Source organism: Streptomyces sp. AC1-42W (genome assembly GCF_003248355.1).
GTDB lineage: Bacteria > Actinomycetota > Actinomycetes > Streptomycetales > Streptomycetaceae > Streptomyces.
This window is the reverse complement of sequence record NZ_QKWY01000002.1, coordinates 1,432,290-1,451,109: the sequence shown is the minus strand read 5'-3', so window position 1 is coordinate 1,451,109 and position 18,820 is coordinate 1,432,290. Positions and strand designations below refer to the sequence as shown.

Here is an 18,820-nt window from a genome sequence, read left to right as displayed (position 1 = left end):
GGAATTCAACCAGGTTTGGCCCGAACCCGCGCGGCCCGTACGGGGCGCCGGGTCAGCGGCGGGGAGCGAGGGGCAGCCCGTGGTCGCCGGAAGCCGGTTTCGCGGCGGCCGATGTGGGCGGCAGGGAGGGCTTCGGCTCGGACGACGGGACCGGACGCAGCCCGCTGCCCAGGGTGCGGGCGAGCAGCGGACCGGCCCCGCCGGGGCCTATCAGCGCGGAGACGCCGAAGCGCAGGGACAGGCCGTACGGGTTGGCGGTGAGCCGGCCGTGGCCCAGCAGCGAGGGGGCGGTCGGGGCGAACCCGGCCGAGACCGTGTTCACCGCGAGGGAGGCCGGGCGGTCGCCCTGGCCTGAGACGGTGCGCGAGCCCTGGCCCGGGCCGCCGCGCCGGCCGAGCACTCCCCCGCCGCCGGACCGGGCCTCGGCGCCCACCGGCGTCACGCTGTTGCCCGAGCCGGAGGCGCGGGTGGGGGCGTCGGAGCCGCTGCTCGTCGGCAGGGCGCCGCCGAGCGCGATGGCGGCCAGCGAGACGGCGCTGGCCGCGGCGAAGGCGAACCTGCGCCCCCGCCAGGGCGAGCGGTCGCCCTCGCGGCCCACCTCGTGGATGCGGAAGCCGGAGCCGGCCGGTGAGGCGGGCAGCGCGGTGGCCCCGCCGTGCGCGGCGGGGAGGTAGCCGAAGCCGTCCAGGGGGCCGGGGGCGGTGGTGAGGTCCGCCCGGCCGCCCGGCGGGCGCGTACCCGGGAAGAGGCCGTCACCGAATCGCCCGGAGTCGCCCGCGGGTCTTCCCCGCAGCTCGTCGTCACCCCCCGGCGGTCCGCCCGGGAGCCCCTGGAGACGGGCCAGGAAGCCCTCGGAGGGGGAGGGCTGGGCCGCCTGGGCGAACACGCTCTTGAGCCGGCGCTGGGCGGCCGCCTCGGCCGCGCATCTGGCGCAGGTCGCGAGATGGGCCAGCACCCGGTCGCGGGCGTCGTGTTTCAGCTCGCCGTCCACGAGCGCGGCGAGGCGGTCCCCCAGGTGTTGTTCCGCGGGGGTCGGATCTGTGCCGCTCACGCCGTGCCGCCCTCCCCGGCTAGGAGGGCTCCCGCCAGCGAGCGCTGCTCGGCCCGCGCCTCGGGCGAGCGGTGCCGCAGGGCCTTGCGCAGGTGGGAGCGCCCGCGGTGGATGCGACTGCGCACCGTACCGAGCTTGACGCCGAGCGTGGCGGCGATCTCCTCGTAGGAGAGTCCCTCGATGTCGCAGAGGACGACGGCGGCCCGGAACTCGGGCGCGAGGGTGTCCAGCGCCTGCTGGACGTCCGCGTCGAAGTGGGTGTCGTTGAAGGCCTGCTGGGGCGACGGCTCGCGGCTGGGCAGCCGCTCGGCGGCGTCGTCCCCGAGGGAGTCGAAGCGGATGCGCTGCTTGCGGCGGACCATGTCCAGGAACAGGTTGGTCGTGATGCGGTGCAGCCAGCCCTCGAAGGTGCCGGGCGTGTAGGTCGACAGGGAGCGGAAGACACGGACGAAGACCTCCTGCGTGAGGTCTTCCGCGTCGTGCTGGTTGCCCGTCAGCCGGTAGGCGAGGCGGTACACGCGGCCGCTGTGCGTGCTGACGATCTCTTCCCATGTGGGCGGGGTCCACGCCTGGGATTCCGCATCGGAGGCGAAGGTCGCGGTCGGTGCGGAGTCTTTGGAAGAACGGTCAGCGATGTCGGTCACGGATTTCGGCTCACCCGCCGACCTGAGAAAGCGCCGCAGCACTCCTCCCCGATCCACAGGCGCAGCCGCACCTCCCCTATCGGCTCTGGTGGTGTCCAGTGGAGCCCCTACCATAACCACCTCGCCCGTTAGCTCCGGATAAGCCTTTTTCCAGCTGGGGCCGGGGATCGCCCCGGAACTCGGCCCGCGCGCCGCGCCCGTACACCGGGCCCGGTCCGCAGGATGTCCCCGCCCTTTCACAACGCCCGGTCCCATCTGCGGGTTCCCGACTCCAGCGGATACAGTCACCGTTGCGCCAACTAAGGGGACAGGAGAGGGTCATTACCGCCAACCGGCAGACGAGCTGGGCGTTCGCCGACGCCTTTGTCGCCGAGGACGAAGCTCTGCGCTGGGCCCGGGACCGGGCCCGCGATGCGGGACTTCGCTCGGTGTCCCCAGGCACCGGCGCCGCGCTGCGTCTGCTCGCGGCCACCACGGACGCCAAGGCCGTCGCGGAAATCGGTACCGGCACGGGCGTGTCCGGCATCTATCTGCTGCACGGCATGCGGCCGGACGGGGTGCTGACCACGGTCGATCCGGAGCCCGAGCGCCAGCAGTTCGCCCGTGAGGCGTTCCGGGCGGCGGGGTTCGCGGCCAACCGCTCCCGCTTCATCCCCGGCCGCGCCCTCGACGTCCTGCCCAGGCTCGCGGACGGCGGCTACGACCTCGTCTTCTGCGACGGCGACCGGATGGAGAGCCTGGACTGCCTCGCTGAATCGTTGCGCCTGCTGCGGCCGGGGGGTCTCGTCTGCTTCGAAGGCGTCTTCGCGGACGGCCGTACGGTCGACTCGGCCGCCCAGCCGGCGGAGGTGCTGCGGCTGCGCGAGCTGCTGCGCGCGGTCCGCGAGAGCCAGGAGCTGCTGGCGACGCTGCTGCCGGTGGGCGACGGTCTGCTCTGCGCGGTCCGGCGCGGCTGAGCGGCGGCCGGGCGGCCTGCGGGGCGACCGGCCCCCGGACACACCGCTGCCCCGGCACGGGACCGCGCCGGGGCAGTGATGAAGTTGTGAGCGCCTCTGCTCAGCTCAGCCGACGACCTGCTTGAGGGCGTCGCCGAGGGCATCGGCCTCGTCCGGCGTCAGCTCCACGACAAGCCGACCGCCGCCTTCGAGCGGAACTCGCATGACGATGCCCCGCCCCTCCTTTGTCACCTCGAGCGGGCCGTCGCCCGTCCGCGGCTTCATGGCCGCCATGCTCGTTCCCCTTCCTGAAACCAGCTCATCGCAACCGGCGGCCCCATGACAGGCGCTGCCTCACCGGCATCGAACACAGTGCTTCCACGCCATTATCCCGCATCATCGACCCCGATGACCAACATCGCTCTGCATCGCTTGGGCAACGCGCTCGCTCAAAACCACCCAATTCGGGGACCTCACTGGGATACTCCCGCCCCTGCGGCCCCTTCGCGGCACGAAAATGTTTGACGCAGGTCACATGTCCGCCCAGGGCGAAGTCGGCCATGCTTGCGGGTGGACAGGCTGCTGAACGACACGCGAAGGGGACCTCTCATGGCCGATCACGACGACGCGGTACGCCACGACATCGTCGACGGGCTCGCGACGATCACGATCAACCGGCCCGACGCGATGAACGCCCTGAACACCGCGGCCAAGGTCGCGCTCCGCGACGCCCTGCGGTCGGCCGCCGCCGACCCCGGTGTCCGGGCGGTGCTGCTCACCGCGGCCGGCGGGCGCGCCTTCTGTGTCGGCCAGGACCTCAAGGAGCACCTGGCCAAGCTCGCCGAGGCCCGGGGGCAGGAGGGGGGCAACGCGCTGAGCACCGTCCGGGAGCACTACAACCCCATCGTGCGGGCGCTGACCGAGATGCCGAAGCCGGTCGTGGCCGGGATCAACGGGGCGGCCGCCGGCGCGGGCTTCGGCTTCGCGCTCGCCTGCGACTACCGGGTGGCCGCCGACACCGCCTCGTTCAACACCTCGTTCGCCGGGGTCGCCCTGACCGCCGACTCGGGGGTCTCCTGGACGCTGCCCCGGCTCATCGGCCGGAGCCGCGCGGCGGACCTGCTGCTGTTCCCGCGCACGATCTCCGCCGCGGACGCCCATGAGCTGGGCATCGTCAACAAGCTGGTGCCCGCCGCCGACCTCGCCGCCGAGGCGGCCGCCGTGGCCCGTGCCCTGGCCGACGGGCCGACCGTGGCGTACGCGGCGCTCAAGGAGTCCCTCGCCTTCGGGGCCTCGCACTCGCTGAGCGAGGCCCTGGAGAAGGAGGACGAACTCCAGACGAGGGCGGGCGCCTCCGAGGACCACGGGATCGCGGTGCGCGCCTTCCTGGCCAAGGAGAAGCCGAAGTACCTCGGGCGGTAGCCGCCCCGGAGCCGGCCGACCGTTACACCGGGGTCGGGCGGGAGACGCAGTCCGCGAGGTGGTCGTCGACCAGACCGCACGCCTGCATCAGGGCGTAGGCCGTCGTCGGTCCGATGAACCGCAGCCCCCGCTTCTTCAGCTCCTTGGCCAGGGCCGTGGACTCGGGGGTGACCGCCGGTACGTCGCCGAGGGTCTTCGGGGCCGGGCGGCCCAGCGGGTCGGGGGCGTGCGACCAGATCAGCTCGTCCAGCTCACCGGCGGCCCAGCCGGCCAGCACCCGGGCGTTGGCCATGGTCGCGTCCACCTTGGCGCGGTTGCGGATGATGCCCTCGTCGGCCAGCAGCCGCTCCCGGTCCGCCTCCGTGAACGCCGCCACCGCGGGGATGCGGAACCCCGCGAAGGCGCTGCGGAAGCCCTCGCGGCGGCGCAGGATCGTCAGCCAGGAGAGCCCGGACTGGAACGCCTCCAGGCTCAGCCGCTCGAACAGGGCGTCGTCGCCGCGGACCGGGCGGCCCCACTCCGTGTCGTGGTACCAGAGGTAGTCCTCGGTGGACAGGCCCCACGGGCAGCGCAGACCGCCGTCCGCCGCCGCCACCGCCTCGCCGCTCACCGGCCGGTCTCCCCGTCGTGCGGCGCCCCGTCGTCGGGCGCCTCGTCGCGGGGCTCCTTGAACAGGTCGGGGCCGCCGGTGCGGGTGGCCTGGGCGCCCGCGAGCGCCGCCTCCAGCTCCGCGATCCGCGCGTCCCGCTCGGCCAGCTCGGCGCCGAGGCGGGCCAGGGCCTCGTCCACGTCGGCCATGCGGTAGCCGCGGACGCCCACGGGCAGCCGGAGCGCCTCGACGTCCTCCCGGCCGACCGGGCGCGAGACGGGCAGCGGGTCCGTCAGCTGTTCGGGCGCCACGTCCCGCAGGACGTCGCCCTTCCCCCCACCGACCACCGCGAGGGTGACCGCGGCAACCACCACCACCATCGACAGCAGCAAGAACAAGAACACGCGCATCTCCCCTGGGAGCGGAATTCGTCCGGGTCCGATCGTGCCATGCGGGACCGGCGGCTAGTGTCGGCTGTTGGCCCGGGCAGGTTCCGCCGGGCCCGATTCACAGGAAAGGGACACGCATGACGAGCGGTGCGCTCCGGCTGGGGCGGCGCGAATTCGGGGCGCACGAGCAGGTGGTCATGGCGATCGTGAACCGCACCCCGGACTCCTTCTACGACCGGGGCGCCACCTTCCAGGACGAGCCGGCGCTCGCCCGCGTCGAGCGGGCCGTGGCCGACGGCGCGGCGATCATCGACATCGGCGGCGTCAAGGCGGGGCCCGGCGAGGAGGTCACCGCCGAGGAGGAGGCCCGCCGCACGGTGGGCTTCGTCGCCGAGGTGCGCCGCCGGCACCCGGACGTGGTGATCAGTGTGGACACCTGGCGCCACGAGGTGGGCGAGGCGGTCTGCGAGGCGGGCGCGGATGTGCTGAACGACGCGTGGGGCGGCGTCGACCCGAAGCTCGCGGAGGTCGCCGCGCGGTACGGGGCGGGGCTCGTGTGCACCCACGCCGGTGGCGCGGAGCCGCGGACCCGGCCGCACCGGGTGGGGTACGAGGACGTGATGGCGGACGTCCTGCGGGTGACCACGGGGCTGGCCGAGCGGGCCGTGGCCCTCGGGGTGCGGCCCGACGGCATCATGATCGACCCCGGTCACGACTTCGGGAAGAACACCCGGCACTCGCTGGAGGCGACGCGGCGGCTCGGCGAGATGGCCGAGACGGGATGGCCGGTGCTGGTGTCGCTGTCCAACAAGGACTTCGTGGGCGAGACGCTGGACCGGCCGGTCAAGGAGCGGCTGCTCGGCACGCTGGCGACGACGGCGGTGTCGGCGTGGCTGGGGGCGCGGGTGTACCGGGTGCACGAGGTGGCGGAGACCCGGGACGTGCTCGACATGGTGGCGTCGATCGCCGGGTGGCGGGCCCCGGCGGTGGCCCGCCGGGGCCTGGCGTAGCGCGCCGTCAGCGGCCGACCTCCTTGGTGACCAGGGCCACCGCCTCGTCCACGTCGTCCGTGACGTGGAACAGGAGCAGGTCCCTGTCCGACGCCTTGCCCTCGGCGACCACCGTGTCGCGGAGCCAGTCGACCAGGCCGCTCCAGTAGGCCGTGCCGAACAGGACGATGGGGAAGCGGGTGACCTTGCCCGTCTGGACGAGGGTCAGCGCCTCGAAGAGTTCGTCGAGCGTGCCGAGGCCGCCGGGCAGGACGACGAAGCCCTGGGCGTACTTCACGAACATCGTCTTGCGGACGAAGAAGTAGCGGAAGTTGACGCCGATGTCCACGTGCGGGTTGAGGCCGGACTCGAAGGGCAGCTCGATGCCGAGGCCGACCGAGACGCCCTTCGCCTCGCGCGCGCCCTGGTTCGCCGCCTCCATCGCGCCCGGCCCGCCGCCGGTGATGACCGCGAAGCCCGCCTCGACCAGCGCCCGGCCGATCCGTACCCCCGCCTCGTACTCCGGTGTCCCGGCGGCCGTCCGGGCCGAGCCGAAGACGCTGATGGCGCTCGGCAGTTCGGCGAGCGCGCCGAAGCCCTCGACGAACTCGGACTGGATGCGCATCACCCGCCACGGGTCGGTGTGCACCCACTCCGAGTCGTCCTCGGAGTCCAGCAGCCGCTGATCGGTCGTGCCGGGCTGCACCTGCTCCCTGCGGCGCAGTACGGGGCCGAGGCGCTGCTCCTCGGGCCGTACCGCGCCTTCGGGGATCTCCGCACCCTCGGGGATGCGCGCGTCCTCGCGGTTGCCCATGATCTGCTCCCTCCGCCTGTGTCGGAGGCGCCCTGCGGCGCCCCCGTCTCCCGCCAGCGTAGATCGCCGCCGGTTACGGACGGGGAAATGCGGGAGGTCGGATCGTGGGTCAGGCGGTGAGCCAGGAGCGCAGGCGCTCCTCGCAGTGGGTGATGCGCTCGACCCTGACGTGCTCGTCGCGCTTGTGGGCGAGGACCGGATCGCCGGGGCCGTAGTTCACCGCCGGGATGCCGAGGGAGCCGAAGCGGGCGACGTCCGTCCAGCCGAACTTGGGCCGGGCGGTGCCGCCGACCGCGTCCATGAACGCCTTGGCGGCCGGGTGCGAGAGGCCGGGCATGGCCGCGCCGGAGTGGTCGTCGACGGTGAACTCCGCGACGCCGCAGCCCTCGAAGACCTCGCGGACGTGGGCCAGCGCCTCCTCCTGGCCGAGGTCGGGGGCGTAACGGTAGTTGACGACGACGGTGCAGGCGTCGGGGATGACGTTGTTGGCGACGCCGCCCTCGATGCGTACGGCGTTGAGGCCCTCGTGGTATTCGAGTCCGTCGATCACCGGTCGGCGCGGTTCGTACGCGGCGAGCCGGGCCAGGACCGGGGCGGCGGCGTGCACGGCGTTGGACCCCATCCAGCTGCGCGCGGAGTGCGCCCGCTCCCCGGCCAGGTGCAGGAAGACGCGCAGGGTGCCCTGGCAGCCGCCCTCGACCTCGCCGTTGGAGCCCTCCAGGAGGACGGCGAAGTCGCCCTTCAGCCAGTCGGGGTGGGCGTCCGCGATGTGGCCGAGGCCGTTGAGGTGGGCGGCGACCTCCTCGTTGTCGTAGAAGACGAACGTGAGGTCGCGGTTGGGCTCGGGCACGGTGGCGGCGATGCGCAGCTGGACGGCGACGCCGGACTTCATGTCGGAGGTGCCGCAGCCCCACAGGAGGCCGTCCGCGTCGAGCCGGGAGGGCACGTTGCCGGCGATCGGCACGGTGTCGATGTGCCCGGCCAGGATGACGCGTTCGGCGCGGCCGAGATCCGTCCGGGCGACGACGTTGTTCCCGTACCGGTCGACGGTGAGGTGCGGCAGGGCCCGCAGCGCCGCCTCGACGGCGTCCGCCAGGTCCTTCTCCTCCCCGCTGACCGAGGGGAGGTCGACGAGCGCGGCGGTGAGGGCGGGCCCGTCAAGGGTGAGGTCAAGCGTGCTTTCGGCCATGGCTAGGAGGGTAGTGCCTGTCGTACGGTGGGCCCGTGCCCAGGACCGTTTCCGCTGCTCCCCGACGTCCCGGCCGCAGTCGGCGGCTGCGGGTCGTGGCCGCTCTCGGCGTGCTCACCGCGGTGGCCGGTTATCTGACCGTTCAGTACGTTTCGGGCGGGCGGGGTTCCGACCAGTGCACGGTGCGGTCGGTGGACGGCACCTACCGGCTGACGCCCGAGCAGGCCGCGAACGCCGCGACGATCTCCGCCGTCGGCACCCGGCGCGGGATGCCGGAACGTGCCGTGACCATCGCGCTGGCGACCGCGCTCCAGGAGTCCGCGCTGCGCAACATCGGCCACGGCGACCGGGACTCGCTGGGGCTGTTCCAGCAGCGGCCCTCGCAGGGCTGGGGCACCGCGAAGCAGATCATGGACCCGGTGTACGCGTCCGGGAAGTTCTACGAGCACCTGGCCGAGGTGCCCGGCTACTCGCGGCTGCCGCTCACCGTCGCCGCGCAGCGCGTCCAGCGCAGCGGCTTCCCGCAGGCGTACGCGAAGCACGAGCCGGACGCGGCGCTGCTGGCCGCCGCGCTGACCGGGCGCGCCCCGGCCGCGCTGGACTGCGAGCCGCCCCGGACCACCGGCGGCACGGGTGACGCGGCGGCGGTGCGGGCCGCCCTGACGAGCGCGTTCGGCAAGGACGTCCTGCCGTCCGGCGCGGGCGGCGAGGCCCCGGCGGCGGGCGGCGCGGCGGCGGACGCGCTCACGGTCCCGGTGCGCGCGGACCGCCGCGCCGAGCGGGACGGGGTGCCCCGGCGGGGCTGGGAGCTGGCGCACTGGGCGGTGGCCCAGTCCGAGGCGCTGGGCATCGACGAAGTCGCCTACGGGGGCCGGGTGTGGAAGGCCGGTGAGGGCTGGCACACGGCCCGCGAGGCGGCGCGGCTGCGGGCCTCGGACACGGACGAGGTACGGCTGCGCCTGGTGCGCTGACCCCTGGGGCGGACGACACCGGACCGCCCGCGCACGCGTGCGAGCCCTCGCCCGTGCGGGCGTACCGCCGTGTGCCGCGGGCGCCCCGCGAGCGGTGGCCCGGCGATCGGCGCGCCGTCCTCCGTAAGCCTTGTGCCGTAAGGGGAGTGACGGTTCCGCGGTCGGGCGCGGCGCGCACCGTTTGCCCCGGTTCCTCCATTGAGGATTATCCGACGCATTGCCAGGTCTTTACGTCGGCGTACCGCAACCTCACCCGCCCCCACGGCGGTTGTCAGGGCGTCCGAGCCACGGACAGCCAGATTTCCCTCCCGTCGAAGGAGCATCATGTCCCTCCCCCTGACCCGCCGGATCGCCCGTACCGCACTGCTGTTCGCGGCGGGTGCGACCTCCGTGGTCGGTGCGGCCGGCGCCGCGAGCGCCGCGGGGCTCCCGCAGGCCCCCGACCTCGGCGGTCTCACCAGCGTCGAGGGCTCCGGTCTCGGCAAGACGGTCGAAGGGGCCGCCCAGCCGGTCTCCGACGTCGCGGGCGAGACCGGCGGCAAGGTCGTCGGCACCACGCTCCCGGTGGCCGGCAAGACGGTCACCGACCTCGGCTCCAAGGCCGGCCCGACGGCGCAGAAGGTCGCCGGCAAGGGCACGGCGGGCAAGGGCAAGGGCAAGGGCGGCGGTCTGTCCGCCGACTCCCTGGCCAAGGGCCTGCCGCTCGGCTGAGACCGTCCCGGCCCCCGCACGCGGGGGCCGCGGGGAGTACGTACTCCTCGCGGCCCCCGCGTGCGCGCGTGCTCAGCCCAGTCGCTTGACCGCGGCCGCGACGCGCTCGTCGGTGGCCGTGAACGCCACCCGTACGAAGCGGTCGCCGGCCGGTCCGTAGAAGTCGCCGGGCGCCACCAGGATGCCCAGCTCCGCGAGGTGCGCCACGGTGTCCCAGCACGGTTCGTCGCGGGTCGCCCACAGGTAGAGGCTCGCCTCGCTGTGCTCGATGCGGAAGCCGTGCGCCTCCAGGGCCGCGCGCAGGGCGGCGCGCCGGCCGGCGTACCGGGTGCGCTGCTCGGCCACGTGCGCGTCGTCGCCGAGCGCGGCGACGGTCGCCGCCTGGACGGGGGCGGGCGTCATCATCCCGCCGTGCTTGCGGATCTGGAGCAGCTCGCCGAGCACGGCCGCGTCGCCCGCGACGAACGCGGCGCGGTAGCCGGCCAGGTTGGACCGCTTGGACAGCGAGTGGACGGCGACGATTCCCTCGTACGTACCGCCGCACACATCGGGGTGGAGCACGGAGACCGGTTCGGCCTCCCAGCCCAGTTCCAGGTAGCACTCGTCGCTGAAGACCAGCACGCCGTGCTCGCGGGCCCAGGCGACGATCCGGGTCAGCTCGTCCTTGGCGAGGACCCGGCCGGTCGGGTTGGACGGCGAGTTCAGCCAGAGCAGCCGGAGGCCGGCCGGGTCGAGCGCGGTCGGGTCGTCGTAGACCACCGGTTCGGCGCCGCAGAGCCGGGCGCCGACCTCGTACGTGGGGTAGGCGAGGCGCGGGTAGGCGACCTTGTCGCCGGGGCCGAGGCCCAGCTGCGTCGGGAGCCAGGCAACCAGCTCCTTGGAGCCGACGACGGGCAGCACGTTCTCGTGGGCCACCCCGGCCGCGCCGAGGCGCCGCTCCACCCAGCCGGTGAGCGCGTCCCGCAGTTCGGCGGTGCCCCACACCGTCGGATAGCCGGGGCTGTCCGCGGCCGCGACGAGCGCCTGCCGGATCAGCTCGGGCACCGGGTCGACCGGCGTGCCCACGGACAGGTCCACGATCCCGTCCGGGTGGGCCCCGGCCGTCGACTTGTAGGGCGCCAGCTTGTCCCAGGGGAAGACCGGGAGGCGGGAGGAGACTGCGGACACGGCTCTCTGCTTTCTCGTACGGGGGTCACGCGGGCGGTCCGGAGGGCGGGCGGGAAACACCGCGGTCCCGCACGGCGACGAGCCGTACGGGACCGCGGCGGCGCACGTGCCGGGCGCTGTTACTGGTTCTGCGGCGGCAGCGCGGCGACGAACGGGTGGTCCCGTTCGATCAGACCAAGCTTGGAGGCACCACCCGGCGACCCGAGGTCGTCGAAGAACTCGACGTTCGCCTTGTAGTAGTCCTTCCACTCGTCCGGGGTGTCGTCCTCGTAGAAGATCGCTTCCACGGGGCAGACCGGCTCGCAGGCTCCGCAGTCGACACACTCGTCCGGGTGGATGTACAAGGACCGCTGGCCCTCGTAGATGCAGTCGACGGGGCACTCTTCGATGCAGGCCTTGTCCTTGACGTCGACACAAGGCTGCGCGATGACGTAGGTCACGCTGTCGTTCCTCCTCGGTAGGGCGTTGGCTCTCGCGCGGGAGCGCGGCGTCGTCGATGCCCGCCCCTAGTATCTCCGTTCGCGGGCACGAACCGAACAGGAGGGGCGGACAGAGCTGTGGAATTCACCATCGGCGGACGGCTGGAGGTCCGAATTGCACCGGCTGACGTGGGCAAACGGGTATCAGTCAGGCGTTTGACCGAAGACGGCCCCCACGGGCCGAAATTCACCGACACGGTCGGCGTTCTCACATCGTGGGACGACGGTGTGCTGTCCGTCACACCCCGCGGCGGGGATTCGGTGCGCATCCCCGAGTCCACCCTGGTCGCGGGGAAGGTCGTGCCGTCCGCCCCGGCCCGGCGGCGCGGACCCGCCGCCACCTTCGCCGAACTCGCCCGCGTCTCGGCGCGCGCCTGGCAGCCCGTGGAGAGCGAGCCGCTGGGCGACTGGCTGCTGCGCGCCTCGGCCGGATTCACCCGTCGCGCCAACTCGGTGCTGCCCCTCGGCGACCCCGGACTCCCGCTCGGCCCGGCGCTCGGGCGTGTCCGCCAGTGGTACGCGGACCGGGACCTGCCGGCGTACGTGCAGACGGCGACCGGCGCGGAGGGGGCGCAGGAGGAGCTGTGCGCGGCCCTGGAGGAGCACGGCTGGCGGCGCGAGGTGACGGCGGAGCTGCGCATCGCCGCGCTCGCCCCGGTCGGTGACCTGCCGGCCGAGATCTCCCGCGTCCGGCTGTCCCGTACGGCCGGTCCGGAGTGGCTCGCCCGCTACCAGCGGGTCGGGACGCCCGGCCCGGAGGTGACGGCGGTGCTGCACTCCGGGCCGTCGGTGTGGTTCGCCACCGTGCCCGGCGGGCCCGGTGAGTCGGCACCCGCCGCGATCGGGCGGTGCGTGGTCGACGGGCGGTGGGCCGGGTTCATGGCCGTCGAGGTGGCCCCCGAGCACCGGCGGCGGGGCCTGGCGACGGCCGTGATGACCGCGCTGGCCCGGCAGGCGATGGACGAGGGCGCGTCCGCCGCCTGGCTCCAGGTGGAGGCGGACAACGAGGGCGCCCGCGCCCTGTACGAGGGGATGGGCTTCGCGGTCCACCACCTGTACCACCACTTCCGGCCGGTGTGACCGTGGCCGACGAGGGGAACGACCGCGAGGAGCCGCGCCGCCGGTTCGCGGAGGAGGCCCGCGCCGAACGGCCCGATCTGGCGCTCCTGTGCCTGCTGGTGGCGGCGGTGGCGGACCCGGAGCTGGACGCCCGCGGGATCGACGAGGCGCAGATCGAGCTGGACCGGCTCGCCGGGCAGCTCCCCTACGGGCTGCGCGGCGCCCATGCCTGGGCGTCGGCGCTGGCCGAACTGCTCGGTGAGCGCTACGGGTTCGAGGGCGCCGCGGCCGACTACCGGCGCCTGGAGTCGTCCCTGCTGCACGAGGTGCTGCGGCGGCGGCGCGGGCTGCCGATCCTGCTGTCGGTGGTGTGGATCGAGGTCGCCCGGCGGGCGGGCGCCCCGGTGTACGGGGTGGCGCTGCCGGGTCATTTCGTCGTCGGGTTCGGCGATCCGGCCGAGCGGGTGCTCGCCGATCCCTTCGCCGGTGGGCGGCCGCTGACGGACCAGGACGCGGAGCTGCTGGTGACGAGCTCGACCGGGGAGCGGTGGGAGCCGTCGTCGCTGGAGCCGGCGCGCCCGCTGGAGGTGGTGCTGCGGGTCCTGAACAACATCCGGGCCTGGGCCGCGGCCCGCCCGGAGCACACGGACGTGGCGCTGTGGGCGGTGGAGCTGTCCCTGCTGCTGCCCTCGCACCCGGCGGCGCTGCGCTACGAGCACGCCCAGCTGCTGGTGCGCGCCGGGCAGTTCCTGCGGGGCGCGGCGGCGATGGAGGAGTACGCGCGGGTCGTCGAGGGGGTGGACCCGGCTACGGCGGAGGCGGTGCGGCACAGCGCGCGGGCGGCGCGGTCGCTGCTGAACTGACGGGCCGGGGGCACGCGGTCGTGCGGGGCGGGGCCGATTCCAAACCTCGGGTGGGTGCGCTGTGCCGTCCAATGGGTGATGTTCCGCTCTCCGCCACTCGATGGGCCCATGGCAGGGCCCCCATGCGGCGCTCTTCCGATGGCGGGGTTCCCGGTTCGGCTTGACGGTGGATCACGTAGCCGCTGCGTCACCAGGAGTCGACACACCGTCACTCCTCGCAGGGGCGACGAAAGGACCTGTGACAGATGCGCTCTGCCCGCACGCTGTTCGCCTCGGCCGCCGTCACGGCGGTACTCACCATCACGACCCCGACGGCCTACGCGATGACCGTGGCCGCCGACCAGAACCACGGCGGCTCGTCCGCCGCCCACGAGCACGACGACTCCGACGGCGGCTGGAAGAAGGACAAGCCCAGCGGCGGCGTCCACGCCGGTGGCGGTGCCCTGTCGAAGACGATCGCCAAGGAGTGGCAGCCGGGCGACGAGGGCGGCAAGTACAAGGACGCCGACAAGCCCCACGGCGGCGTCCACACCGGCGGCGGCGCCCTCGCCAAGACCGTCGCCAAGGAATGGCAGCCCGGCGACGAAGGCGGCAAGTACAAGAACGAGGACAAGCCCCACGGCGGCATGCACACCGGCGGCGGCGCCCTCGCCAAGACCGTCGCCAAGGAATGGCAGCCCGGCGACGAAGGCGGCAAGTACAAGAACGAGGACAAGCCCAGCGGTGGCGTGCACGCCGGCGGTGGCGCTCTCGCGCAGACGGTGAGCGAGTGGAAGCCGGGCGACGAGGGCGGCAAGTACAAGGACGAGCAGAAGCCGCACGGCGGTATGCACACGGGTGGCGGCGCGATGGCGATGACCGGCAGCGGTCTGGCGGCCGGTTCGCTGCTGCTCCTCGGTGGCGCGGGTGTCGCGGCGTACCGGCTCCGCCGCCGCCAGGCGTCCGGCGGTGCGATGGCCTGACCGGCCCGCGGTCCCTGGGGCGTGTTCCGCAAGGTCCCGCCTGCCGGGCGACGCCCCAGCCGTCGCGGTCGCCGTCCCTCCGGACGGCGGCCGCGGCGCCCGCGTTTTCCCCCTCGTACCGCACCCGCCCGGACGAAAGGCTCTTCCTCCATGGCCGCCCCGCAGACCTCCGAATCCCCCACCCCCGGAACCGCGGCCCCCACCGGTCCGCTGAGCCGGGCCCTGTTCTGGCCCCTCGCGGTGGCCGGGCTCGGCATGGTCCTGATCTACCACTCCATCGGTTCGCCGGTGGACGACAAGCCGCCCGCCCCGCCCTCGGTGGCGGTCTCCGCGGCCGCCTCCCCCTCTGCCTCCGCCGCCGGCGCGAAGGGCGACGAGCCGAGCGAGTCGCCGTCGCTGCCCCGCTCGGAGCCGACCCGGCTGCGCATTCCGTCGATCGCGGTGGACGCGCCGTTCACGCCGCTGTCGATCGGCGCGTCGGGCCGGCTCGACGCGCCGCCGCCGAACGACAAGAACCTGGTCGGCTGGTTCAAGGACGGGCCGACGCCCGGTGAGCTGGGGACGTCGATCGTGGCGGGCCATGTGGACACCACGACCGGGCCCGCCGTCTTCCTCCAGCTGCGGTTCCTGAAACCCGGCGCGACCGTGGACATCACCCGCGCCGACGGGACGGTGGCCTCGTTCTCCGTGGACAGCGTGGAGACGTTCAGCAAGGCGGACTTCCCGGACGACAAGGTGTACGCCGACACCCCGGACGCGCAGCTGCGCCTGATCACCTGCGGCGGCGACTACGACCGGAAGGCGAAGGACTACGAGGACAACGTGGTGGTCTTCGCCCACCTGGACTCGGTCGGGGCGAAGTGAGCGGCGCGCCGGGGCGTCACGGTGTCGCCGGTGCCGCCCGGGCGCCGGTGGCGTCGCGGTCGGGGCCGGGGCCGGTGTCCAGCGCCCCGGCCAGTGCCGTGGCCACGGCCACCAGGGCGAGGACGACCGTCATCGTGAGCCGGAGGCCGATGTGGTCGGCGAGGAAGCCCAGGGCGGGCGGGCCGACCAGGAACGCGCCGTAGCCCGCCGTGGAGACGGCGGCCACCCGTGCCGCCGCGTCGCGCGGGTGGTCACCGGCGGCGGACACCGTGACCGGGAAGCCGAGGGAGGCGCCGAGCCCCCACAGCACGGTGGCGGCGCCCGCCATCCAGGGGCTCGGGGCGACGACGACCACCACGAGGCCCAGCGCGGCGGTGAGGCCGCTGATCCGGACGACCCTCACCCGTCCGAACCGCTCCAGGAAGGGGCCGCCGGCCAGCCGGCCGAGGGTCATCGAGGCGGCGAAGACCAGGAAGGTCAGCGAACCCGCCGTGGCGCTCACGTCGTACCCGTCGACCATGAGCAGCGGCAGCCAGTCGTTGGCGGCGCCCTCCGCGAAGGCCATGGCCAGGACGATCACGCCGATGAGGACGAGCTGCCGGTCGCGCCACACGTGCAGTTGCCCGCGCAGCCCGCCCCCTGCGGACCCGGCGGCCGGTGCGTCCTCCTTGCCCGTGCCGTGCGGGATGGCGAGGACCGCCCGTGCACCGGCGCCGGCTATCAGCACCGCGACGAGTGTCAGATGCCATCCGACGGGGAACGCGGCCGCCGTCAGGGCCATGCCCAGGAGCGCCCCGACGACGGTTCCCAGGCTGAAACATCCGTGCAGCACGGGCAGGACGGGCCGGCCGATGGCGCTCTCGACGGCGGCGCCCTCGATGTTGAACGCCACCTCGCTCATCCCCATCCCGCCGCCGAACAGGGCGAGCCCGCCGAAGACCACGGCGGCCTGCGAGAGGGCGGTGCCGGCGGCGACCACCAGCAGCCCGGCGACGATCAGGAGGACGCCGCCGAGGATGGTCGCCCGGCCGCCGCGGCGCCGTACCAGCGGTCCGGACGCCGTGACCCCGGCCATCGAGCCGGTGGACAGCCCGAACAGCACGAGGCCCATCGCGCCCGTGGACACGTCGAGCCCGTCCCGGACGGCCGGGGTGCGGGCGACCCAGGAGGCCATGCCCGTACCGGCGGCGAGCATGAACAGGAACAGGGCGGCACGCCAGCGGCGTGTGGCGGCATCCATACGGCGGGGCCTCGTCAGACGGTCGGAGAGCGGGCGTGCGAAGTGGCGGCGAAGGTGACGGACGCCACGAGCGTACGATCGTACGCCTGGAGTGTACGATCGTACCCATGACGGACCACTTCGCGGGCGACCCCCGTACGAACCACGAGCGGATGCTCGCCGGAGACCTGTACATCGCCGACGACCCGCAGATCGTCGAGGCGCAGAAGCGGGCCGTGCGGCTGGCCGCCCGCTATCTCGCCGCGTACACCGAGGACCCGGACGCGGCGCGGCCGGTCGTCGCGGAACTGCTCGGCGGCCTGGGCGCGGGGGCGCACATCCGGCCGCCGCTGTACGTCGACTACGGCTCGTACCTCACGGTCGGCGAGGACACGTTCGTCAACTACAACCTCACCGCACTGGACGTCGCCCCGATCACCATCGGCCGCGACTGCCAGATCGGGCCGAACGTCCAACTCCTCACGCCCACCCACCCGGTGGAGCCGGAACCGCGCCGGGCCAAACTGGAGGCGGCGCGTCCCATCACCATCGGCGACAATGTCTGGCTCGGGGGCGGGGCGATCGTGCTGGCCGGGGTGACCATCGGGGACAACAGCGTCATCGGCGCGGGAGCCGTCGTCACCAGGGACATTCCCGCCGACGTGGTCGCCGTGGGCAATCCGGCCCGGGTGATCCGTTCGATCTAGACGAGGGCGACGAGGGATACAGGGTGGCGACCGGACAGAACGACCCCGAGCGGCGGGAGCGCATCATCGCCGCCGCGCTGGACGTGATCGCGGCCGAGGGGGTCGCCGGGACCTCGCACCGCAAGGTCGCCGCCCGCGCGGGCGTGCCGCTCGGCTCGATGACGTACCACTTCGCCGGGATGGACGAGCTGCTGCGGGAGGCGTTCACCCGCTTCTCCAGCGGGATCGTCGCCGTCTTCGAGGAGCGGCTGGGCGCCGCCGGCACACCCGACGAGGCGCGTGAGGCGGTCGCCGATCTGGTGCACCACCTCTCCGGCGGGAATCAGCGCGAGCTGGTCCTGACCCACGAGCTGTACACGCTCGCCGCCCGCAAACCCGCCTACCGCGAACTGACCCGTGAGTGGATGCGCCGCAGCCGGGTCGCCCTGGAGTGGCACTTCGACCCGGCGACGGCCCGTCAGCTGGACGCGCTGATCGAGGGCCTGTCCATTCACCGCGCCCTGGAGACCGAACCGCACGACCGCGCCCTGACGGCCGAGGCGATTTCCCGCATCACGCGCGCCTGAAACACGCGCGCCCCCAGCTCCTGGTCGGCACCTACCTGACCGAGGTGCCGGCCAGGCCCACCGGTCTCACTGGTCGCACCGGTCTCACTGGTCGCGCCGGTGGACCGCGTACACCGCCACCGCCCCGGCGGCCAGCGCCCACAGGGCGTAGACGGTCCAGGCACCGGCCTCGGACCACGGGAACAGCTCCGGCGGGGGCTGCGGCAGGGCCACGTCCCGCAGCCGGTCCCAGACGCTGTCGGGGCTGCGCAGAATGCTGGGCGCCCTGCGGGAGTCGGCGCCGGGCGAGGAGGAGGCGCCGCGGGGCCCCGCCGAGGGCCTGGCCGACGTCGGGCGCCTCGCGCGGGCCACGACCGCCGCGGGGGTGCGGGTCGAGGTGGAGTGGCGGGGCGAGCGGCGGGCCCTGCCGCCGGAGCTGGAGCTGTCGGCGTTCCGGGTGACGGCCCGCTTCCCGGTGCCGCCGCCGGGGACCCTGTCCGAACCGCTGCCGGCGGTGGGGACGGTGGCCACATGAGCGCCGACGCCGCCGAGCCGGTCCGGGTGGTCCTCGCGGACGATCAGCCGCTGGTGCGGACCGCGCTGCGCATGGTCATGGCCGACACCCCGGACATCGAGGTGGTCGGCGAGGCCGGGACGGGCGAGGAGGCCGTACGGCTGGTCGCCGAACTGGCCCCCGATGTCGTCGTGATGGACATCCGGATGCCCGGCATGGACGGCATCGAGGCCACCGAGCGCATCGCCGCCACGGAGGCCGGCACCCATGTGGTGGTGCTGACCACGTTCGACGACGACGATTACGTGTACGGGGCGCTGCGCGCCGGCGCGGCCGGGTTCCTGGTGAAGGACATGGCGCTGGACGACATTCTGGCGGCGGTCCGGGTGGTGGCGTCGGGGGACGCCCTCATCGCCCCGGCCGTCACACGGCGGCTGATCCGGGAGTTCGCGGCCCGTCCCGTCGCCTCGCCGTCCCCGCCGGCGCCGCTGGCCGCGATCACCGAGCGGGAGCGGGAGGTGCTGGTGCTGGTCGGCGGCGGGCTCTCCAACGCGGAGATCGCCGAGCGCCTGGTCATCAGTGTGGCCACGGCCAAGACGTATCTGACCCGGCTGCTGGCCAAGCTGGGAGCGCGGGACCGGGTGCAGCTGGTGATCATGGCGTACGAGGCAGGCCTGGTGTCGCCCGGCCGGTGAGCGGCGGGGCGGACGGGGCGGCGAGGGCGGACGGCAGGGGGG

At 73.9% G+C, this 18,820-nt stretch carries 22 protein-coding genes and 2 pseudogenes; 13 read left to right on the top strand and 11 right to left on the bottom strand.

Features of this window, described 5'->3' with window-relative positions:
• Positions 1 to 52: 52 nt before the first annotated feature.
• Together DNK56_RS24545 and sigE are read right to left on the bottom strand one after the other, a co-directional pair.
• Positions 53 to 1,051: a zf-HC2 domain-containing protein gene (locus DNK56_RS24545; protein WP_111338012.1), complete on the bottom strand. Its 999-nt coding sequence runs from the start codon at positions 1,049 to 1,051 to the stop codon at positions 53 to 55.
• Positions 1,048 to 1,695 carry an RNA polymerase sigma factor SigE gene (gene sigE / locus DNK56_RS24540; protein ID WP_111339552.1) on the bottom strand — a complete coding sequence of 216 codons (648 nt, stop codon included), beginning with the start codon at positions 1,693 to 1,695 and terminating at the stop codon, positions 1,048 to 1,050. Before sigE ends, DNK56_RS24545 begins: the two co-directional genes overlap by 4 nt.
• A 290-nt stretch (positions 1,696 to 1,985) precedes the next feature.
• On the opposite strand from sigE, the gene DNK56_RS24535 reads away from it, so the two are divergent.
• Positions 1,986 to 2,651: an O-methyltransferase gene (locus tag DNK56_RS24535; RefSeq protein ID WP_111338011.1), complete on the top strand. Its 666-nt coding sequence runs from the start codon at positions 1,986 to 1,988 to the stop codon at positions 2,649 to 2,651.
• A gap of 105 nt (positions 2,652 to 2,756) precedes the next feature.
• On the opposite strand, the gene DNK56_RS24530 is transcribed toward DNK56_RS24535, so the two are convergent.
• Complete coding sequence (locus DNK56_RS24530) at positions 2,757 to 2,924, bottom strand: DUF3117 domain-containing protein (RefSeq protein ID WP_018105485.1); 168 nt, start codon at positions 2,922 to 2,924, stop codon at positions 2,757 to 2,759.
• A gap of 315 nt (positions 2,925 to 3,239) precedes the next feature.
• On the opposite strand from DNK56_RS24530, the gene chcB reads away from it, so the two are divergent.
• Positions 3,240 to 4,052 carry a 2-cyclohexenylcarbonyl CoA isomerase gene (gene chcB, locus DNK56_RS24525; protein ID WP_111338010.1) on the top strand — a complete coding sequence of 271 codons (813 nt, stop codon included), beginning with the start codon at positions 3,240 to 3,242 and terminating at the stop codon, positions 4,050 to 4,052.
• 22 nt (positions 4,053 to 4,074) lie between these two features.
• On the opposite strand, the gene DNK56_RS24520 is transcribed toward chcB, so the two are convergent.
• Together DNK56_RS24520 and DNK56_RS24515 are read right to left on the bottom strand one after the other, a co-directional pair.
• On the bottom strand, positions 4,075 to 4,662 hold the full coding sequence (locus DNK56_RS24520) for a DNA-3-methyladenine glycosylase I (RefSeq protein ID WP_111338009.1): 588 nt from the start codon (positions 4,660 to 4,662) through the stop codon (positions 4,075 to 4,077).
• Positions 4,659 to 5,045 carry a DivIVA domain-containing protein gene (locus DNK56_RS24515; protein ID WP_111339551.1) on the bottom strand — a complete coding sequence of 129 codons (387 nt, stop codon included), beginning with the start codon at positions 5,043 to 5,045 and terminating at the stop codon, positions 4,659 to 4,661. Before DNK56_RS24515 ends, DNK56_RS24520 begins: the two co-directional genes overlap by 4 nt.
• Before the next feature lie 122 nt (positions 5,046 to 5,167).
• Between DNK56_RS24515 and folP the strand changes: the two genes are divergently transcribed.
• Positions 5,168 to 6,040 carry a dihydropteroate synthase gene (gene folP / locus DNK56_RS24510; RefSeq protein WP_111338008.1) on the top strand — a complete coding sequence of 291 codons (873 nt, stop codon included), beginning with the start codon at positions 5,168 to 5,170 and terminating at the stop codon, positions 6,038 to 6,040.
• A gap of 7 nt (positions 6,041 to 6,047) precedes the next feature.
• Here folP and DNK56_RS24505 read toward each other — a convergent pair whose 3' ends face one another.
• On the bottom strand, positions 6,048 to 6,833 hold the full coding sequence (locus tag DNK56_RS24505) for an LOG family protein (RefSeq protein WP_111338007.1): 786 nt from the start codon (positions 6,831 to 6,833) through the stop codon (positions 6,048 to 6,050).
• 109 nt (positions 6,834 to 6,942) lie between these two features.
• The gene (gene dapE / locus DNK56_RS24500; protein WP_111338006.1) at positions 6,943 to 8,022 is read right to left on the bottom strand and encodes a succinyl-diaminopimelate desuccinylase; all 1,080 of its coding nucleotides are present in this window, start codon (positions 8,020 to 8,022) and stop codon (positions 6,943 to 6,945) included.
• A 35-nt stretch (positions 8,023 to 8,057) separates the two neighbouring features.
• Here dapE and DNK56_RS24495 point away from each other — a divergent pair, with 35 nt between their 5' ends.
• Positions 8,058 to 8,993, top strand: coding sequence for a hypothetical protein (locus DNK56_RS24495; RefSeq protein WP_274543553.1), 936 nt, complete (start codon positions 8,058 to 8,060; stop codon positions 8,991 to 8,993).
• A gap of 324 nt (positions 8,994 to 9,317) precedes the next feature.
• On the top strand, positions 9,318 to 9,704 hold the full coding sequence (locus tag DNK56_RS24490; RefSeq protein ID WP_111338004.1) for an ATP-binding protein: 387 nt from the start codon (positions 9,318 to 9,320) through the stop codon (positions 9,702 to 9,704).
• Positions 9,705 to 9,776: 72 nt separating this feature from the next.
• Here the strand turns inward: DNK56_RS24490 and DNK56_RS24485 are convergent, their stop codons facing one another.
• The gene (locus DNK56_RS24485) at positions 9,777 to 10,871 is read right to left on the bottom strand and encodes a bifunctional succinyldiaminopimelate transaminase/glutamate-prephenate aminotransferase (protein ID WP_111338003.1); all 1,095 of its coding nucleotides are present in this window, start codon (positions 10,869 to 10,871) and stop codon (positions 9,777 to 9,779) included.
• Positions 10,872 to 10,990: 119 nt separating this feature from the next.
• A complete protein-coding gene (gene fdxA, locus DNK56_RS24480; RefSeq protein ID WP_028438930.1) occupies positions 10,991 to 11,311 on the bottom strand; it encodes a ferredoxin in 321 nt (106 codons plus the stop codon).
• A gap of 117 nt (positions 11,312 to 11,428) precedes the next feature.
• Between fdxA and DNK56_RS24475 the strand changes: the two genes are divergently transcribed.
• The 4 genes from DNK56_RS24475 to DNK56_RS24460 all read left to right on the top strand — a co-directional run bounded on the left by DNK56_RS24475 (position 11,429) and on the right by DNK56_RS24460 (position 15,098).
• Complete coding sequence (locus DNK56_RS24475; RefSeq protein WP_111338002.1) at positions 11,429 to 12,430, top strand: GNAT family N-acetyltransferase; 1,002 nt, start codon at positions 11,429 to 11,431, stop codon at positions 12,428 to 12,430.
• Between the two features lie 2 nt (positions 12,431 to 12,432).
• Positions 12,433 to 13,272 carry a transglutaminase family protein gene (locus DNK56_RS24470; protein ID WP_111338001.1) on the top strand — a complete coding sequence of 280 codons (840 nt, stop codon included), beginning with the start codon at positions 12,433 to 12,435 and terminating at the stop codon, positions 13,270 to 13,272.
• A 245-nt stretch (positions 13,273 to 13,517) separates the two neighbouring features.
• A complete protein-coding gene (locus DNK56_RS24465; protein WP_111338000.1) occupies positions 13,518 to 14,234 on the top strand; it encodes a hypothetical protein in 717 nt (238 codons plus the stop codon).
• 150 nt (positions 14,235 to 14,384) lie between these two features.
• On the top strand, positions 14,385 to 15,098 hold the full coding sequence (locus DNK56_RS24460) for a class F sortase (RefSeq protein ID WP_111337999.1): 714 nt from the start codon (positions 14,385 to 14,387) through the stop codon (positions 15,096 to 15,098).
• Between the two features lie 16 nt (positions 15,099 to 15,114).
• On the opposite strand, the pseudogene DNK56_RS24455 reads toward DNK56_RS24460, so the two are convergent.
• Positions 15,115 to 16,407: pseudogene (locus tag DNK56_RS24455) on the bottom strand (MFS transporter); the annotation flags it as partial.
• A gap of 38 nt (positions 16,408 to 16,445) precedes the next feature.
• Between DNK56_RS24455 and DNK56_RS24450 the strand changes: the two are divergent.
• Both DNK56_RS24450 and DNK56_RS24445 read left to right on the top strand, forming a co-directional pair.
• Complete coding sequence (locus DNK56_RS24450; RefSeq protein ID WP_111337997.1) at positions 16,446 to 17,024, top strand: sugar O-acetyltransferase; 579 nt, start codon at positions 16,446 to 16,448, stop codon at positions 17,022 to 17,024.
• Positions 17,025 to 17,047: 23 nt separating this feature from the next.
• Entirely contained in the window at positions 17,048 to 17,590 is a 543-nt protein-coding gene (locus DNK56_RS24445; protein ID WP_111337996.1) for a TetR/AcrR family transcriptional regulator, read from the top strand.
• Between the two features lie 84 nt (positions 17,591 to 17,674).
• On the opposite strand, the gene DNK56_RS36515 is transcribed toward DNK56_RS24445, so the two are convergent.
• The gene (locus DNK56_RS36515) at positions 17,675 to 17,803 is read right to left on the bottom strand and encodes a hypothetical protein (protein ID WP_274543554.1); all 129 of its coding nucleotides are present in this window, start codon (positions 17,801 to 17,803) and stop codon (positions 17,675 to 17,677) included.
• A gap of 16 nt (positions 17,804 to 17,819) precedes the next feature.
• Here DNK56_RS36515 and DNK56_RS24435 point away from each other — a divergent pair.
• A pseudogene (locus DNK56_RS24435) lies at positions 17,820 to 18,029 on the top strand (sensor histidine kinase); the annotation flags it as partial.
• A gap of 71 nt (positions 18,030 to 18,100) precedes the next feature.
• Positions 18,101 to 18,778 (top strand): response regulator, encoded by a 678-nt coding sequence (locus DNK56_RS24430; protein WP_111337995.1) that lies wholly within the window; start codon positions 18,101 to 18,103, stop codon positions 18,776 to 18,778.
• Positions 18,779 to 18,820: the final 42 nt, after the last annotated feature.

Excerpts from the sequence above, each read along its gene's own strand:
- folP (WP_111338008.1), top strand. The coding sequence starts at position 5,168 with ATGACGAGCGGTGCGCTCCGGCTGGGGCGGCGCGAATTCGGGGCGCAC.
- DNK56_RS24430 (WP_111337995.1), top strand. The coding sequence starts at position 18,101 with ATGAGCGCCGACGCCGCCGAGCCGGTCCGGGTGGTCCTCGCGGACGAT.
- DNK56_RS24490 (WP_111338004.1), top strand. The coding sequence starts at position 9,318 with ATGTCCCTCCCCCTGACCCGCCGGATCGCCCGTACCGCACTGCTGTTC.
- dapE (WP_111338006.1), bottom strand. The coding sequence starts at position 8,022 with ATGGCCGAAAGCACGCTTGACCTCACCCTTGACGGGCCCGCCCTCACC.
- DNK56_RS24465 (WP_111338000.1), top strand. The coding sequence starts at position 13,518 with ATGCGCTCTGCCCGCACGCTGTTCGCCTCGGCCGCCGTCACGGCGGTA.
- DNK56_RS24450 (WP_111337997.1), top strand. The coding sequence starts at position 16,446 with ATGACGGACCACTTCGCGGGCGACCCCCGTACGAACCACGAGCGGATG.
- DNK56_RS24530 (WP_018105485.1), bottom strand. The coding sequence starts at position 2,924 with ATGGCGGCCATGAAGCCGCGGACGGGCGACGGCCCGCTCGAGGTGACA.
- DNK56_RS24460 (WP_111337999.1), top strand. The coding sequence starts at position 14,385 with ATGGCCGCCCCGCAGACCTCCGAATCCCCCACCCCCGGAACCGCGGCC.
- chcB (WP_111338010.1), top strand. The coding sequence starts at position 3,240 with ATGGCCGATCACGACGACGCGGTACGCCACGACATCGTCGACGGGCTC.
- DNK56_RS24505 (WP_111338007.1), bottom strand. The coding sequence starts at position 6,833 with ATGGGCAACCGCGAGGACGCGCGCATCCCCGAGGGTGCGGAGATCCCC.